General features: G+C 72.1%; 11 protein-coding genes. 2 read left to right on the top strand and 9 right to left on the bottom strand.

The features are described 5' to 3' along the window. The first annotated feature begins 144 nt into the window (after window positions 1-144). On the top strand, window positions 145-1,464 hold the full coding sequence (locus tag P2L57_RS20835) for a 6-phospho-beta-glucosidase (RefSeq protein ID WP_275816722.1): 1,320 nt from the start codon (window positions 145-147) through the stop codon (window positions 1,462-1,464). On the opposite strand, the gene P2L57_RS20840 is transcribed toward P2L57_RS20835, so the two are convergent. Both P2L57_RS20840 and P2L57_RS20845 read right to left on the bottom strand, forming a co-directional pair. Then, the gene (locus P2L57_RS20840; protein WP_275816724.1) at window positions 1,457-3,592 is read right to left on the bottom strand and encodes a trehalose-6-phosphate synthase; all 2,136 of its coding nucleotides are present in this window, start codon (window positions 3,590-3,592) and stop codon (window positions 1,457-1,459) included. The genes P2L57_RS20835 and P2L57_RS20840 overlap by 8 nt on opposite strands. A 138-nt stretch (window positions 3,593-3,730) precedes the next feature. After that, window positions 3,731-4,726 carry an adenosine deaminase gene (locus P2L57_RS20845; RefSeq protein ID WP_275816726.1) on the bottom strand — a complete coding sequence of 332 codons (996 nt, stop codon included), beginning with the start codon at window positions 4,724-4,726 and terminating at the stop codon, window positions 3,731-3,733. Window positions 4,727-4,829: 103 nt separating this feature from the next. Between P2L57_RS20845 and P2L57_RS20850 the strand changes: the two genes are divergently transcribed. Beyond that, window positions 4,830-5,558, top strand: coding sequence for an MgtC/SapB family protein (locus P2L57_RS20850; protein ID WP_275816728.1), 729 nt, complete (start codon window positions 4,830-4,832; stop codon window positions 5,556-5,558). A 403-nt stretch (window positions 5,559-5,961) separates the two neighbouring features. Here P2L57_RS20850 and P2L57_RS20855 read toward each other — a convergent pair whose 3' ends face one another. From P2L57_RS20855 to hrcA, 7 genes are all read right to left on the bottom strand, one after another. Continuing rightward, on the bottom strand, window positions 5,962-6,867 hold the full coding sequence (locus tag P2L57_RS20855) for a ribonuclease Z (RefSeq protein WP_275816729.1): 906 nt from the start codon (window positions 6,865-6,867) through the stop codon (window positions 5,962-5,964). A gap of 28 nt (window positions 6,868-6,895) precedes the next feature. Beyond that, the gene (locus P2L57_RS20860) at window positions 6,896-7,255 is read right to left on the bottom strand and encodes a histidine triad nucleotide-binding protein (RefSeq protein ID WP_275816732.1); all 360 of its coding nucleotides are present in this window, start codon (window positions 7,253-7,255) and stop codon (window positions 6,896-6,898) included. An 81-nt stretch (window positions 7,256-7,336) separates the two neighbouring features. Continuing rightward, window positions 7,337-10,582, bottom strand: a complete 3,246-nt coding sequence (locus tag P2L57_RS20865; protein ID WP_275816734.1) for a S41 family peptidase — start codon at window positions 10,580-10,582, stop codon at window positions 7,337-7,339. A gap of 67 nt (window positions 10,583-10,649) precedes the next feature. After that, complete coding sequence (locus P2L57_RS20870; RefSeq protein ID WP_275816736.1) at window positions 10,650-11,387, bottom strand: 16S rRNA (uracil(1498)-N(3))-methyltransferase; 738 nt, start codon at window positions 11,385-11,387, stop codon at window positions 10,650-10,652. After that, window positions 11,384-12,451: a nitronate monooxygenase gene (locus P2L57_RS20875; RefSeq protein ID WP_275816738.1), complete on the bottom strand. Its 1,068-nt coding sequence runs from the start codon at window positions 12,449-12,451 to the stop codon at window positions 11,384-11,386. The genes P2L57_RS20870 and P2L57_RS20875 overlap by 4 nt, the downstream gene beginning before the upstream one ends. A gap of 189 nt (window positions 12,452-12,640) precedes the next feature. Continuing rightward, window positions 12,641-13,780, bottom strand: coding sequence for a molecular chaperone DnaJ (dnaJ, locus tag P2L57_RS20880; protein ID WP_275816740.1), 1,140 nt, complete (start codon window positions 13,778-13,780; stop codon window positions 12,641-12,643). Beyond that, window positions 13,781-14,797 (bottom strand): heat-inducible transcriptional repressor HrcA, encoded by a 1,017-nt coding sequence (gene hrcA / locus P2L57_RS20885; RefSeq protein WP_275816742.1) that lies wholly within the window; start codon window positions 14,795-14,797, stop codon window positions 13,781-13,783. Window positions 14,798-14,996: the final 199 nt, after the last annotated feature.

Here is a 14,996-nt window from a genome sequence, read left to right on the forward strand (position 1 = left end):
CCCCAGGACATCGGGGGACGCGGTGAATGCAGCATTACAGGACGCGCAGCCGGTACGCCGCATCCGCGGCTGCCTGGCCGCACACGGCATACTCGCCCGCACCTGCCGCCTCGGGGCGGAGAAGCGATTCCAGAGGGAGGAAGCGTGCGGCTGACGATTCTCGGCGGTGGGGGATTCCGCGTCCCGCTGGTGTACCGGGCCCTGTTCGCGGAGCCGGGATCGCCGGGCGCGGTCAAGGAGTTGGTGCTCTACGACACCGACCATCAGCGGCTGTCCGTGATCGCCTGCGTACTGGCCGCTCAGGCGCACAGCGCACCCGGCGCGCCCATCGTGCGGATCGCCCAGGGGCTGGACGACGCGCTGCGCGGCGCGGACTTCGTCTTCTCCGCGATCCGGGTGGGCGGTATGGCGGGCCGGGTGTGCGATGAGCGGATCCCGCTGGACGAGGGCGTGATCGGCCAGGAGACGGTCGGCGCGGGCGGGGTGCTGTACGGGCTGCGCACGCTGCCGGTGGCGGTGCACATCGCCGAGCGGGTGCGGGCCGTGGCACCCGACGCCTGGGTGATCAACTTCACCAATCCGGCGGGGATGGTGACCGAGGCGATGCAGCGGGTCCTCGGCGAGCGGGTCGTCGGCATCTGCGACTCGCCGGTGGGCCTGGTGCGCCGGGCGGCGCGGGCGGCGGGCGTCGACCCGGACGCGGTGAGCTACGACTACGTGGGGCTCAACCACCTCGGCTGGCTGCGGCGGTTGGAGTCGGGCGGCCGGGATCTGCTGCCGGAGCTGCTGGCGGACCCCGCGGCGCTGGGGTCGTTCGAGGAGGGGCGGCTCTTCGGGGCCGAGTGGCTGGGAGCGCTGGGCTCGCTGCCCAACGAGTACCTGCTCTACTACTACTTCACCCGCGAGACGCTCGCCGCGGCCCGCGCCGCCGCGGCCACCCGGGGGGAGTTCCTCGACCGGCAGCAGTCGGAGTTCTTCGCGCAGGCGGGCGCCGACTCCTCGAAGGCGTACGAGCTGTGGGAGGCGACCCGGCTGGAGCGCGAGGAGATGTACATGGCCGACGCCCGCGCGGCGACCGGCGGTTGGCAGCGGGACGCCGCCGACCTGGAGGGCGGCGGATACGACCGGGTGGCGCTGGCGCTGATGCGGGCGATAGCCCGCGGCGAGCGCACGCAGTTGATCCTCAACGTCCGCAATGGCACGGCCCTGCCGCTGCTCGACCCCGACGCGGTGATCGAGGTGCCGTGCGCGGTGGGTCCGGACGGTCCCCGGCCGCTTCGGGTCGCCGCGCCGGACGCGCATCAGGCGGGACTGATGCTGTCGGTCAAGGCGGCCGAGCGCGCCACCATCGAGGCGGCGGCGACCGGTTCGCGCACCGCCGCACTGCGCGCGCTGGCGCTGCACCCGCTGGTGGACTCGGCGGCGGTGGCCTCGCGCATCCTGGACCGGGCGGGGATCAGCTGACCTCGCAGTCGGCCGCCGCCGCGCCCAGGCCGACCGCCGAGGGGTGCCGGGCGGCCCGGCCGTCCTGGTCGGGGCGCTGGATGGCGCTGACGATCCTGGCCGCCCAGTCCGCGGGATGATCGTGGCCGAGGAGGCGGGCCAGGTGCGCCAGGCGGGTACGGCGTTCCGCCGGGGCGAGCGCCAGGGCCCGCCGCAGGACCTCGACCAGGTCCTCGGGTGAGCGGGGATCGGTGAAGAGCGCCGCGGAGCCGAGTTGCGCGGCGGCACCCGCGTACCGGGAGAGCACCAACACTCCGCAGCGGCCCGCGGCGGCCTGGGCGGCCTGGGCGGCCTGGGCGGCGATGAACTCCTTCGCGGTGAGGTTCATGCCGTCCTGCAGTGAGGTCACCCAGAACACGTCGGCGGCGAGGTAGTGGTCGACCAGTTCGGCGATGGGCAGACTACGGGGCAGGTACTCGACGGGCCGCCAATCACCCGTGCGCCAGGCATCGTTGACCTCGGCTACGCGCTGTTCCAGTGCCCGCCGGGTCGCGTCGTAGGCGGTGATGCCGGGTTCGGGGGGCGGGCACACCAGCCGGAACCGCAGGCGTCCGCGCAACTCCGGGCAGCGGCCGAGCAGTGCCGCGACGGCCTCGACCTTCTGCACCGGGGCCTTGGCATAGTCCAGGCGCTCGACGGAGAGCACCAGCGGCCCGTCGATCGGCTGATGGTGCGGCATCCGCGCCCGGGCCAGCGCTTCGACGGCGTCACGGTCGATGCCCAGCGGATGCACGCCCAGCCGCGGTGGCCGAGGGGTGCCCGCCAGGGTCTGCCGGAAGTGCTCGGCGAAGTCGGTGGTGTGGAATCCGGCCCAGTCCAGGCAGCCGAGCGAGGCGCGGATCTCCGGGGCGGTGGGCAGCGCGGCGAAGATCTCCGGCGGCGGGAACGGGGTGTGGTGGAACAGCCCCAGCCGCAGGTCGGGGCGGGTCGGGCGGAGCATGCCCGGCACCAGCCACAGGTTGTAGTCGTGCAGCCAGACGGTCGCGCCCGGGGCCGCGATGTCGCTGATGTGGTCGGCGAACCGCGCGTTGACCGCCCGGTAGGCCGCCCAGGCGGCCGGATCCGGGCGCAGCCGCTCCGGCTGGCTCATCAGCACCGGCCACAGCGTCTCCTTGCAGGCCCGGTGGAAGTACCCGGCCCACTCGGCGGGGCTCAGCCGCAGGAAGGACAGGGGCAGCCCGGTGTTGTGCCCGTCGAGACGGGCCGCCGGGACGTCCTGCCCGAGGACCGCGGCGGCCGCCCACACGGCCCGCAGGTCTCCGGTGAACATGCCGCGCAGGGTGGGCAGGATGCCGTTGGGGCTGGACGGTTCCTGCCAGCCGCCGGGCGTCCAGCGCACCGGCGGGCGGTGGTAGCCGACCACCAGCGGGTATCGGCGCTCCACCCAGCCGAGTTCCTCAAGCGCCGCCAGGATCCCGGCCGCCCCCGGCCGGTCGGACCGCGAAGTGCTGCCGCCGGGCGGTACCGCCGCGAGCAGTGCGGGCTCGGCGTTGCCGACGATCACCCCGTGTGCGCCGAGTCGGAACAGCGACAGGTCGTTGAGGGAGTCGCCCGCGACCAGGATCGAGGTCATCGGCCAGTGCCGCTCGCGGGCCAGGGCCGCGAGGGCACTGCCCTTGCCCGCACCCGGCGGCAGTACGTCGAAGTAGCGGTCCGCCGAGTACAGCCACCCGCACCCCAACTCCACCACGGCGTCGGTGATCTCGCGCGTCAACCGCTCGGGGCGCAGGTAGAACGAGCAGCGGCCGTCCTGGGCCGCCCCGTCCTGGTAGGTCAGCTCCGGGAAGCGGCGCAGCGCGGCACGGATCCGATCCGCGCCGGGCCAGCCGGCCCGTAATCCCCGCTGCAGCGGCTCGACCGGCGCCAGGTCCGTACCGTCGATCACGCTCGCGCCGACGTCGGCGATGATCCAGCGCGGCCGCGGCACCAGTGGGTCCCGCAGCGCCGCGCGCACCGAGGGCAGTCCGCGGCCGGTCGCGAAGACCACCGTCACCTCCGGATGGCGGTCCAGAGCGGCACGCAGGCTGCGCCGGTCGGCCTCGCCACCCTCCAGGAGCGTGCCGTCCAGGTCGGCGACCAGGATCTTCATTCAGCGCCCTCTATGGCTGCGCGGGGCCCCAACCGATGGGCCGGAGCACATCTCGGACCAGGGTGAACGGAACATCAACTGGAACAGTACACGGGGTAATTGACGTTCCGCTCTGTGTCACCGGGCGCCGGGCGCAGCTCAGCCGAACCTGTGCGCCGCCACTTCCGCGAGGTACCCCGCCCGGGTCTGCTCGTCCAGGAAGGCCGCCTTGAAGGAGTTGGCGGCGAGCATGCGCAGCGTCTCGTGGTCAAGGCCGAGAGCGTCCTTTACGGCGCCGAAGTTGTCCGCCACGTAGCCGCCGAAGTAGGCCGGGTCATCGGAGTTGACGGTGACCAGGAGTCCCGCGTCGATCATCTTGGGCAGCGGGTGCTCGGCGAGGGTGTCCACACAGCGCAGTCGCACGTTGGACAGCGGGCACACGGTGAGCGGCACCCGCTCCCGGGCCAGCCGCTCGACCAGTGCCGCGTCCTCCAGGCAGCGCAGCCCGTGGTCGATCCGCTCGACGCCGAGGACGTCCAGGGCCTCGGTGATGTACTCGGCGGGGCCCTCCTCGCCCGCGTGCGCGACGCGGTGCAGTCCGGCCTCCGCCGCGCGTTGGAAGACCTCGCGGAACTTCGACGGCGGGTTGCCGACCTCGGCCGAGTCCAGGCCGACCCCGTGGATGCGGCGCAGATGGGGCCTGGCCGCCTCGAACGTCTCAAGGGCGGACTCCGCGGACTCGTCGCGCAGGAAGCACATGATCAGCCGGGTGCTGATGCCGTGCCGTTCCTCGCTGCGGTCCAGCGCCCGGCCGAGCCCCTCGATAACGACGCCTATCGGCACCCCGCGCGCGGTGTGGGCCTGCGGATCGAAGAAGATCTCGGCGTGCCGCACGCCCTGCGCGGCGGCGCGGGCCAGATAGCCGTCGGCCAGCTCCGCGAAGTCATCCTCGGTTCGCAGTACGGCCATCAACGCGTAGTACAGATCCAGGAAGGACTGCAGGTCCGAGAAGGAGTACGCGCGGCGCAGCTCGTCGGTGGTGGCATACGGGAGGGTGACGCCGTTGCGCTCGGCGAGCGCGAACGCCAGCTCGGGTTCGAGAGTGCCTTCGATGTGAAGGTGCAGTTCGGCCGTGGGGAGAGGCTTCGCAGGCATTCCGCCATCGTAATGTGCCGACGCTATATTTGCGCGGGCACGCAAATAGCTGCCACGAACGGGACGGACACCGTCCCGTCACCGTCTTCGAGGAGGTGCGCCCATGCACACCCTGTCCACCGTGGACTTCGTCGTCCGGCTCATTACCGGCCTGGGCTGCGGCGCGCTGATCGGCGTCGAGCGGCAGTGGCGCGCCCGGATGGCCGGGCTGCGGACGAACGCGTTGGTGGCGACCGGCGCGACGCTGTTCGTCCTGTACAGCGAGGCGGTCGGGGACACCGGCAGCCCGACCCGGGTCGCCTCCTATGTGGTCTCCGGCATCGGTTTCCTCGGCGGCGGTGTGATCCTGCGCGAGGGCGCGAGCGTACGGGGCCTGAACACCGCGGCCACCCTGTGGTGTTCGGCGGCCGTCGGGGTACTGGCCGCTTCCGGGCGGCTGCCGCTGGCCGTCCTCGGCACGCTGGGCGTCATCGGCGTACATCTGCTGCTGCGGCCGGCCGGGCGGCTGATCGACCGCGTTCCGCAGGACGACCCCGACACCGGCCCGGCGCAGGCCACGGTGCATCTGGTCTGCGACCGGCGCGACGAGACCCACATCCGCGCGCTGCTGCTGCAGGCCCTGACCGCGGTGGGCCTCACCCCGACCGCGCTGCGCGCTCGCCGCGACCAGTCCGAGAGCACCCGTCTGCAGGCCGTGGTCAGCGTCACGGGCGACCCGGCCCAGGGGCTTGAGCAGCTCGTCTCCCGCCTGTCCCTGGAACCGGGCGTCCGCGACCTGCACTGGCATCTGGAGACGGAATCTCTGGAGGAGAGCGCCGAAGCGAGGGCCTAGTTCCGGCCGGATTTCGGGGTTTGGGTTGCGGTCGGTTCGGCACAGCCGGGCCGTGGGGGTTGCTCGCTGTCGCGGCGGTCATTTTTTTGGGGGCAAGCCCCCAAACCCCCAGCGGGGCGATCTGTCGGGGCAAGCCTCCAACACCCGTGGGGGCTCAGGGGCTTGCCTTCGGCGGATCGGCGGGGCTTGGTCACCCGAACGATCTGCCCACCGCGGGGCTTGGGAGCCCGCCCACCCAACAGAGCAGCACGCCGCGGGGGCCGACCCAACGAGTCGAGCGGCCAAGGGGCTCGGGGGCTTGCCCCCGAAAAACGTCCGCCGCGATGGCGAGCGACCCCCACGGCGTGGACCGGCGGTGCCGAACCAACCGCAGCCCCGAAACCCGATATCCACCGAAAGGGCGCTAAGCCCGCCTGGGTACCGGGATCCGGTCCAGGTCCCGGGCGATGGTCAACTCCCCGGTGAAGCCGGCCTCCCGGGCTTGGCGGGCGAACTCCGCCGGATCCGGGTAGCGCTGGGAGAAGTGCGTCAGCACAAGATGCCGCACGCCGCAGTAGGCGGCGACCCGGGCGGCCTGGCCCGCCGTGAGATGGCCGTGCTCGCTGGCCAGCGGCTCGTCCTCGTCGAGGAAGGTCGACTCGATGACCAGCAGGTCGCAGTCCTCCGCGAGGGCGAACACGCCGTTGCACAGCCGGGTGTCCATGACGAAGGCGAACCGCTGGCCGCGCCGCGGCTCGCTGACGTCTTCGAGCAGAACCCCGCGCAGTTCGCCCTCGCGCTGCAGGCGGCCGATGTCCGGGCCCTGGATCCCGCAGGCGGCAAGCCGCTCGGGCAGCATCCGGCGGCTGTCCGGCTCCACCAACCGGTAGCCGAAGGACTCGACGGGATGGTCGAGCCTGCGGGCGTACAGCGTGAAGCCCTGCGTGGTCGTCAACTCGCCGCTCTCCGCGATCGGTTGCTCGCGCAGCCGCACCGTCTCGCGGTACGCGGTGGCGTACCGCAGCCGTTCGAAGAAGCGCTGCCCGCTGGCCGGGTAGTACGCGGTGATGGGGTGCGGGACGCGGTCGAGGTTGACGCGCTGGATGACCCCGGCCAGGCCCAGGCTGTGGTCCCCGTGGAAGTGGGTGACACAGATCCGGGTGAGGTCGTGCGCGGCGACCCCGGCGTGCACCATCTGCCGCTGGGTGCCTTCGCCGGGGTCGAAGAGGATGCCCTCGCCGTCCCAGCGCAGGACGTAACCGTTGTGGTTGCGGTGCCGGGTGGGCACCTGGCTGGCGGTGCCGAGGACGATGAGCTCTCGCTGGGACAAGGAATCCTTCTCGTGGCGCGAAGCGCCTTTATCCGGGCGGCCAGTTGAAACCGCGGCCGCCGAGCACGTGGGCGTGCGCGTGCCACACGGTCTGGCCCGCGCCGGAACCGGTGTTGAAGACGACGCGGTAGCCGGTGCCGTCCACCTTCTCCTGCGCGGCGACCTCGCCCGCCTCGCGCAGTATGTCCGCGCACAGCTGCGGGGCCTGGACCGCGAGGGTGGCCGCGTCCGGGTAGTGCGCCTTGGGGATGACCAGGACGTGCGTGGGGGCCTGCGGGTTGATGTCGCGGAACGCGACCGTCGTGTCGGTCTCCCGGACGATCGTCGCGGGGACATCCCCCGTCACGATCTTGCAGAACAGGCAGTCGGCCTGCGGTTCTCCCGGCACGGATGTGTCTCCCTCATCGGGTGTGTGACCTACGGGGCGCATGCTACCGGGCGCGCCCCGTAGGAGTGGCGGTGCGCCGGGCTACGGAAGGACGGGCGGCGTCTTCGCGGGAGAGGACGCCAGTGCCTCCAGTGCGAGGGTGATGGCCGTGTCGAGTTGCGGATCGCGGCCCGCCGCCCAGTCCTGCGGGGCGTGCACCACCTCGACGTCGGGGTCCACCCCGTGGTTCTCCACGTCCCAGCCGTATCCCTCAAGCCAGATCGCGTACTTGGGCTGGGTGACCCCCGTACCGTCCACCAGGTCGTAGCGCGAGTCGATGCCGATCACCCCGCCCCAGGTGCGGGTGCCGACCACCGGGCCGATGCCCAGGGCCTTGATGGCGGCGTTGACGATATCGCCGTCGGAGCCCGAGTGCTCGTTGGCGATCGCCACGACCGGGCCGCGCGGTGCGTCGACCGGGTAGCTCGACGGCCGCACACCGCGCGGCACGTCCCAACCCACGATCCGGCGGGTCAGCTTCTCCACGACCAGCTGCGAGGTGTGGCCGCCGCGGTTCTCCCGCAGATCGACCAACAGCCCTTCGCGGGCCACCTCGACCCGCAGATCGCGGTGGAGCTGCGCCCAGCCGGAGCCGACCATATCGGGTACGTGGAGGTAGCCGAGACGGCCGCCGGTCTGCCGGTGGACATGGGCGCGGCGGCCCGCGACCCAGTCGTGGTACCGCAGCGGTTCCTCGTCGGCGATCGGGACCACGACGACCGCGCGGGTCTCCGGGGTACCGGAGTTGCCGGGAGCGATGGTCAGTTCGACCGGTTTGCCCGCGGTGCCGATCAGCAGCGGACCGGGTCCGGTCAACGGATCCACCGGATGACCGTTGACCGCCAGAATGCCGTCCCCGGCACGTACCGCGACACCCGGCGCCGCCAGCGGTGAGCGGGCCGCCGGGTCGGAGGTCTCCGAGGGCAGCACCCGGTCGATCCGCCAAACCCCTTGCTGGTCGCGGGAGATGTCGGCGCCGAGCAGGCCCTGGCGGCGCAGCGCGTCACCGTGTCCGCCGGGCGGCGAGACATACGCGTGCGAGGTGCCCAGCTCGCCCTGCACCTCCCAGAGCAGGTCGACCAGGTCGTCATGGGTGGCGACCCGGTCCAGGACCGGACGGTAGCGGTCCAGTACCGCGTCCCAGTCCACCCCCGACATGTCCGGCCGCCAGAAGTGGTCTCGCATCAGACGGCCGGTCTCCCCGTACATCTGGCGCCACTCGGCCGCCGGGTCGACGGTCACCCGGACCCGCGAGAGGTCGACGGTGACGCTGCTGTCGCCGTCCTCCTCATCGGACGCCTTGCTGTCGGCCGGTACCAGCCGCAGCTTGCTGCCGCAGTTCAGCAGCAGCCGCTCACCGTCTCCGGTGACCGCGAAGTCATCGACGTCCTCGGCGAGTTCGTCGGTGCGCAGCCGCTGCAGGTCGTACCGCTCCAGCGTGGTGGCGGGCGGCTGTGCCTGCGGTGTGGCCAGTGCCGAGCCGAGGACGCCGGAGAGCGGATGGCGCAGCCACAGCACGCCGTCCTTGGCGGTCCGCATCCCTGAGTAACGGGCGGCCTCCACGGGGAAGGGCACGATGCGGTCGGCGAGGCCTTCGAGGTCGACGCGGGTGACCGGAGCACGGTGCTCGTCACCGCTCGCGGTGTCGCCGTCGTGCTTGTCGCCGTCCGGCTTCTCCTCGGGCGGTGCGCCGAGGGGACGCCCATGGCGCTGCGGACCGAACGGGGACGGTGTGTCGGCGGCGAGCGTGATCAGGTGCGGGCGGCACGCGTTGGGGAACGACAGGTCGAAGACATGCGCGTCGTAGACCGGGTCGAAGGCCCGCTCGGACAGGAACGCCAGGTGCTTGCCGTCCGAGGTGAACGCGGGCGCGAAGTCGTTGAAGCGCAGCGGTGTCGCGTCGGCGACCGCGAGCGTCGTGGTGTTGGCGATCCGCAACTGCCGCAGCGGGTCGGGACCCGGCTGCGACCAGGCGAGCCACCCGGAGTCGGGCGAGAACGCCACCCCGCTGGCGTCGCCGTGCTCGCTGGTGGAGACCTCGCGCACCTCGCCGGTCTCCCGCTCCACGAGCAGCACCCGCCCGTCGTGCGAGGCGACGGCGATCCGGCGGCCGTCCGGTGAGACGACGAGCTCAAGGACCCGGCCCAGCCGGCCCGCTGCCAGCCGACGCGGTGCGCTGCCGGCCGGGAGACCGGTGGCGGGCGCCTGCTCCAGCGCGTCCTCACCCTCGGCATCGGTCACCCAGACGACCTGCGGCGCGCCCTCGCCGCCCACCCGGAACGTACGGGGCAGCCGGGCGCGTACCCCGGGCTCGGCGGCGAGCGCGCGCGCCGGGCCCTCGCGGTGGGTCAGCCAGTGGATCGAGCCGCGCACCTCCACGGCGCTGCCGCGGCCGGTGTGGTCGGGGTACGCGTCGCCGAGGTGGTGTGCGGCGCGGATCGGGTGCGGGCGCAGGTCGCTGCGCTGGCCGCCGAGCCGGATGGCGAGCGGACGCGGCTCGGCACCGCCGGGCAGGTCGTCGATCAGATGGAGTTCACCGGCGCGGGTGTAGGCGACACGAGTGCCGTCGGTGGCCGCCTGGCGGGCGTAGAAACCTTCAAGGGGCGTGTGCCGCCGCAGGTCGGAGCCGTCGGGCAGGCTGGAGTAGAGGGCTCCGGTGCCTTCGTGGTCGGACAGGAACGCGATCCGGTCCCCCACCCACAGCGGGCATTCGAGATTCCCGGCGAGATCGGCGTGAATCCGCTGGAACTCCCCGCTGCCGTCCGCGTCGAGCCACAACTTGCCCGCCGTGCCGCCCCGGTAGCGCTTCCAGGCGGCGGCATCGCGGCCCATGGTGGTGGACAGCAGCAGTACGGCGGCCCCCGGCCCGTAGGCGACCGCGCCGACCGGACCGTACGGCAGGACGCGCGCGGGTCCACCGTCCACCGGGACCGCCCAGGCCCAGGTGCGGCGCACCGAAGCCTGTCCGTAGCTGCTGGTCGCGACCACCTCGCCGTCGGGCGTCCAGCCGCAGACCGCGGTCTTCGAACTCCCCCAGTACGTCAGCCGGTTGACCGGGCCGCCGTCGACCGGCGCCACATGCACCTCGGGTGCGCCGTCACGCGTTGAGGTGAAGGCGATGTACTCGCCGTTCGGCGAGATACACGGATGGCGTACGGGCATGTTGTCCGCGCTGACCCGCCAGGCCCGACCACCGTCGAGCGGCGACGCCCAGACGTCGTCCTCGGCTGTGAAAGTGATCAGATCGCCGTGCGGATGCGGATACCGAAGGTACGAAGGCTGCGTCACAGCGGCCACACTAATACTGTGTTTTTTCCGACGCGTCAGCGCCCGGAAAACCGCTTCCGGATCGTGCTCAGGCCCAGCGGCCGGTGCGGCCCAGCAGCAGCGCGGTCGCGGCGACGCCCGCCGTCGAGGTGCGCAGCACCGTCGGGCCGAGGCGGTACGGTTTACCGCCCGCCGCGGCGAAGGCGTCCAACTCGTCCGGCGCGACCCCGCCTTCCGGGCCGACGACCAGCACGATGTCGCCCTCGGTGGGCAGCGGGGCGGTGGCCAGCGGGGCGCTGCCCTCCTCGTGCAGTACTGCGGCGAAGGCGGCGCCGGAGAGCAGTTCGGCAACCTGACGGGTAGTCATGAGGTCGTGCACCTGCGGCAGTCGCAGCCGCCTGGCCTGCTTGCCCGCCTCGCGCGCGGTGGCGCGCCACTTCGCCAGCGCTTTCGTGCCGCGCTCGCCCTTCCACTGGGTGATACAGCGGGACGCCGCCCACGGCACCACCGCGTCGACACCGGTCTCGGTCATCGTCTCGATGGCCAACTCGCCCCGGTCGCCCTTGGGCAGCGCCTGGACGACGGTGATCCGGGGGGCCGGCGCGGGCTCGGTCCGCACCTGCGTGACGGTGACCTCAAGCCGGTCCTTGCCTTCGACGGCGGCGACCGTGCCGTAGGCGCCGGTGCCTTCGCCGTCGGTCAGCACGATCTCCTCGCCGACCCGCAGCCGTCGCACCGAGACCGCGTGGCGGCCTTCGGGGCCGGTCAGCGTGAGGCGCTCACCGGTCAACTCGCCCGGCTCGACCAGGAAGACCGGCGCGGTCACGAACGGCCCTTCGCCAACAACTCGCGTGCCGCCTCGAGTTCGGCACCGAGCACATCGACCAGACGGGCGGCGGGCAGCTCTCGGGCCAGCCGGTGCCCCTGCCCGGCCCACAGCGCCATCGCCTGCGGATCGCCCGCCCCGGCGGCCGCCTTGCGCAGCCCCGAGGTCAGATGGTGCACCTGCGGGTACGCGGCAGGCGCGTACGGGCCGTGCTCCCGCATGAAGCGGTTGACCAGGCCGCGGGCCGGACGGCCGGAGAAAGCCCTGGTGAGCTCGGTGTGGCTGAAGAGCGGGTCGGTCAGCGCCCGCTTGTGCAGCACGTTCGCCCCCGACTCGGGGCAGACCAGGAACGCGGTGCCGAGCTGGGCCGCACTGGCACCCGCCGCCAGCACCGCGGCGATCTGCGCACCGCGCATGATGCCGCCCGCGGCGATGATCGGTAGTTGAACCGCCTCGCGTACCGCAGGGATCAGCGAGAGCAGCCCGGCCCCGGCCCCGTCCAGCTGCGGGTCGTCGCGGTGCGTGCCCTGATGGCCGCCCGCCTCGACGCCCTGGACGCACACCGCGTCCGCGCCCGCCCACTGGGCCGCCTGCGCCTCGGCGACCGAGGTGACGGTGACCACGGTGTACGTACCCACGCGGGCGAACCGGTCGATGACGGCACGGCTGGGGCAGCCGAAAGTGAAGCTGACCACCGGAACGGCGTCATCCGTGAGCACCGCGACCTTGGCGTCGAAGGCGTCGTCGGTGCCCGCGTCCGGATCGCCGAGCGCGATGTCGTACCAGCTGGCCTCACCGGCGAGTTGCTCCCGGTACACCTCAACGGCGGCCGGGTCGGCGGTGTTCGGCTGCGGCATGAACAGGTTGACGCCGAACGGCCGCGAGGTCAGCGTCCGCAGCTGTTTGACCTCCTGGTACATCGCCTCAGGGGTCTTGTACCCGGCCGCGAGGAACCCTAGGCCCCCGGCCTCGCTCACCTCGGCGGCGAGCAGCGGACATGACGCGCCGCCCGCCATCGGGGCCTGGATGACGGGCAGTACGAGGAGGTCGGTCAACGCGGCCATGGGTACATCCTGTCACGGTGGTGTGACAGCACCATCGGCCGGGGTGCCGCCCGGAGGCGGTGCCCCTGGACCTCAACCCCGAAGCGGGGGCCCGGAAGCGGAACCCTCGTCTTCGCGGCCGAGAGCCACCCCCGAAGGCGGGCCCGGGGGCGCAGCCCCCGGAAACCACCCCCATCGAGCACGCCTGTGCTAGCGGCCGTTGAACGCGTCCTTCAAGCGGGAGAACAAGCCCTGCTGGCCCGGCTGGAAGTGACCGGACGGCCGCTCCTCGCCGCGTAGCACGGCCAAGCGGCGCAGCAGCTCCTCCTGCTCGGGGTCGAGCTTGGACGGCGTCTGAACCTCCACATGGACGATCAGATCGCCGCGGCCGCCGCCACGCAGGTGGGTGATGCCGCGCTGGTGCAGCGGGATCGACTGGCCCGACTGGGTGCCGGGGCGGATGTCGACCTCTTCGAGGCCGTCCAGCGTCTCCAGCGGGACCTTGGTGCCCAGCGCCGCCGCCGTCATCGGGATGGTCACCGTGCAGTGCAGGTCGTCGCCGCGCCGCTGGAACACCGAGTGCGGCAGCTCACGGATCTCGACGTAGAGGTCACCGGCCGGGCCGCCGCCGGGGCCGACCTCGCCCTCGCCCGCCAGCTGGATCCGGGTGCCGTTGTCGACGCCCGCGGGGATCTTGACCGTGAGGGTCCTGCGGGAGCGGACCCGGCCGTCCCCCGCGCACTCGGGGCACGGCGTCGGCACGACCGTGCCGAACCCCTGGCACTGCGGGCACGGCCGCGACGTCATGACCTGGCCCAGGAAGGACCGGGTGACCTGGGAGACCTCACCGCGGCCGCGGCACATGTCACAGGTCTGCGCCGACGTACCGGGCGCCGCGCCCTCACCGCTGCAGGTGGTGCAGGTGACGGCGGTGTCCACCTGGATGTCCTTGGTGGTGCCGAACGCGGCCTCGTCCAGCTCGATTTCGAGCCGGATCATCGCGTCCTGGCCGCGCCGGGTCCGCGACCGCGGGCCGCGCTGCGACGCCTGGCCGAAGAAGGCGTCCATGATGTCGCTGAAGTTGCCGAAGCCCGCGCCGAAGCCGCCCGCTGCGCCCGCACCGGCGCCGGACGCCGACAACGGGTCCCCGCCCAGGTCGTAGACCTGCTTCTTCTGCGGGTCGGAGAGCACCTCGTAAGCGGCGTTGATCTCCTTGAACCGCTCCTGGGTCTTCGGGTCGGGGTTGACGTCCGGATGCAGCTCGCGAGCGAGACGGCGGAACGCCTTCTTGATCTCGTCCTGGCCTGCGTCGCGTCGTACACCCAGGACCGCGTAATAATCCGTGGCCACTTACGACTCCGCCAGGATCTGTCCGACGTACCTCGCCACTGCGCGTACCGCTCCCATCGTTCCGGGGTAGTCCATGCGGGTCGGGCCGACCACGCCGAGCCTGGCGACCGCCTCGTCGCCCGAACCGTAGCCCACCGCGACGACCGACGTGGAACTCAGGCCCTCATGGGCGTTCTCATGGCCGATTCGTACCGTTACACCAGAGTCCTTGACCTCGCCGAGGAGCTTGAGCAGTACCACCTGCTCCTCCAGCGCCTCAAGGACCGGGCGGATTGTCAGGGGGAAGTCATGGTTGAAGCGGGTCAGGTTCGCGGTGCCGCCGAGCATGATCCGCTCCTCGGTCTCCTCGACGAGCGTCTCCAGCAGCGTCGCGAGCACGGTGGCGACCGTCGGGCGGTCGTCGTGCTCGAAGGAGTCCGGCAGATCCTGCACCAGCGACGGCACGTCCGAGAAGCGGTGGCCCACCACCCGGCTGTTCAGCCGGGCCCGCAGGTCCGCCAGCACGGTCTCGCCGACCGGCGACGGGCAGTCCACCAGCCGCTGCTCGACCCGACCGGTATCCGTGATCAGCACCAGCATCACCCGCGCCGGAGCGAGCGAGAGCAGCTCCACATGGCGCACGGTTGACCGGGTCAGCGACGGATACTGGACGACCGCGACCTGCCGGGTGAGCTGCGCCAGCAGCCGTACCGTACGCGCCACCACGTCGTCGAGGTCCACCGCGCCGTCCAGGAAGCTCTGGATCGCACGGCGCTCGGCGGCGGTCAGCGGCTTGACCCCGGCCAGCTTGTCGACGAAGAGACGGTAGCCCTTGTCGGTCGGGATCCGGCCCGCGCTGGTGTACGGCTGCTGGATGAAGCCCTCTTCCTCCAGCACCGCCATGTCGTTGCGCACCGTGGCAGGCGACACCCCCAGCCGGTGACGCTCGGTGAGCGCCTTGGAGCCGACCGGCTCCTCGGTGCCGACGTAGTCCTGGACGATGGCGCGCAGCACTTCGAGTCTGCGTTCGCTGAGCATTGCGCACACCTCCAAGCCGTGGTCCCGTTGCGGGTCGTTCAGTCCTTCAGGTACTTCCCCCTGGCACTCATTAGCCACGAGTGCCAGAAATCCCGCAGCCAGTGTACGGCCGAGTAGTAAGGGCACGGCAAGGGTGTGCCCCGACCCCGCCTTGACCTGCTGCGACAACCCGCCAGCCACGGTACCGCGCGCGCCGCCC

Source organism: Streptantibioticus ferralitis, assembly GCF_029223525.1.
Taxonomy (GTDB): Bacteria; Actinomycetota; Actinomycetes; order Streptomycetales; family Streptomycetaceae; genus Streptantibioticus_A; species Streptantibioticus_A ferralitis.

Bases quoted from the DNA above. Each gene is read 5' to 3' on its own strand.
- P2L57_RS20845 (WP_275816726.1), bottom strand. From the start codon at position 4,726: ATGCCTGCGAAGCCTCTCCCCACGGCCGAACTGCACCTTCACATCGAA.
- P2L57_RS20875 (WP_275816738.1), bottom strand. From the start codon at position 12,451: ATGGCCGCGTTGACCGACCTCCTCGTACTGCCCGTCATCCAGGCCCCG.
- P2L57_RS20840 (WP_275816724.1), bottom strand. From the start codon at position 3,592: ATGAAGATCCTGGTCGCCGACCTGGACGGCACGCTCCTGGAGGGTGGC.
- P2L57_RS20850 (WP_275816728.1), top strand. From the start codon at position 4,830: ATGCACACCCTGTCCACCGTGGACTTCGTCGTCCGGCTCATTACCGGC.
- hrcA (WP_275816742.1), bottom strand. From the start codon at position 14,797: ATGCTCAGCGAACGCAGACTCGAAGTGCTGCGCGCCATCGTCCAGGAC.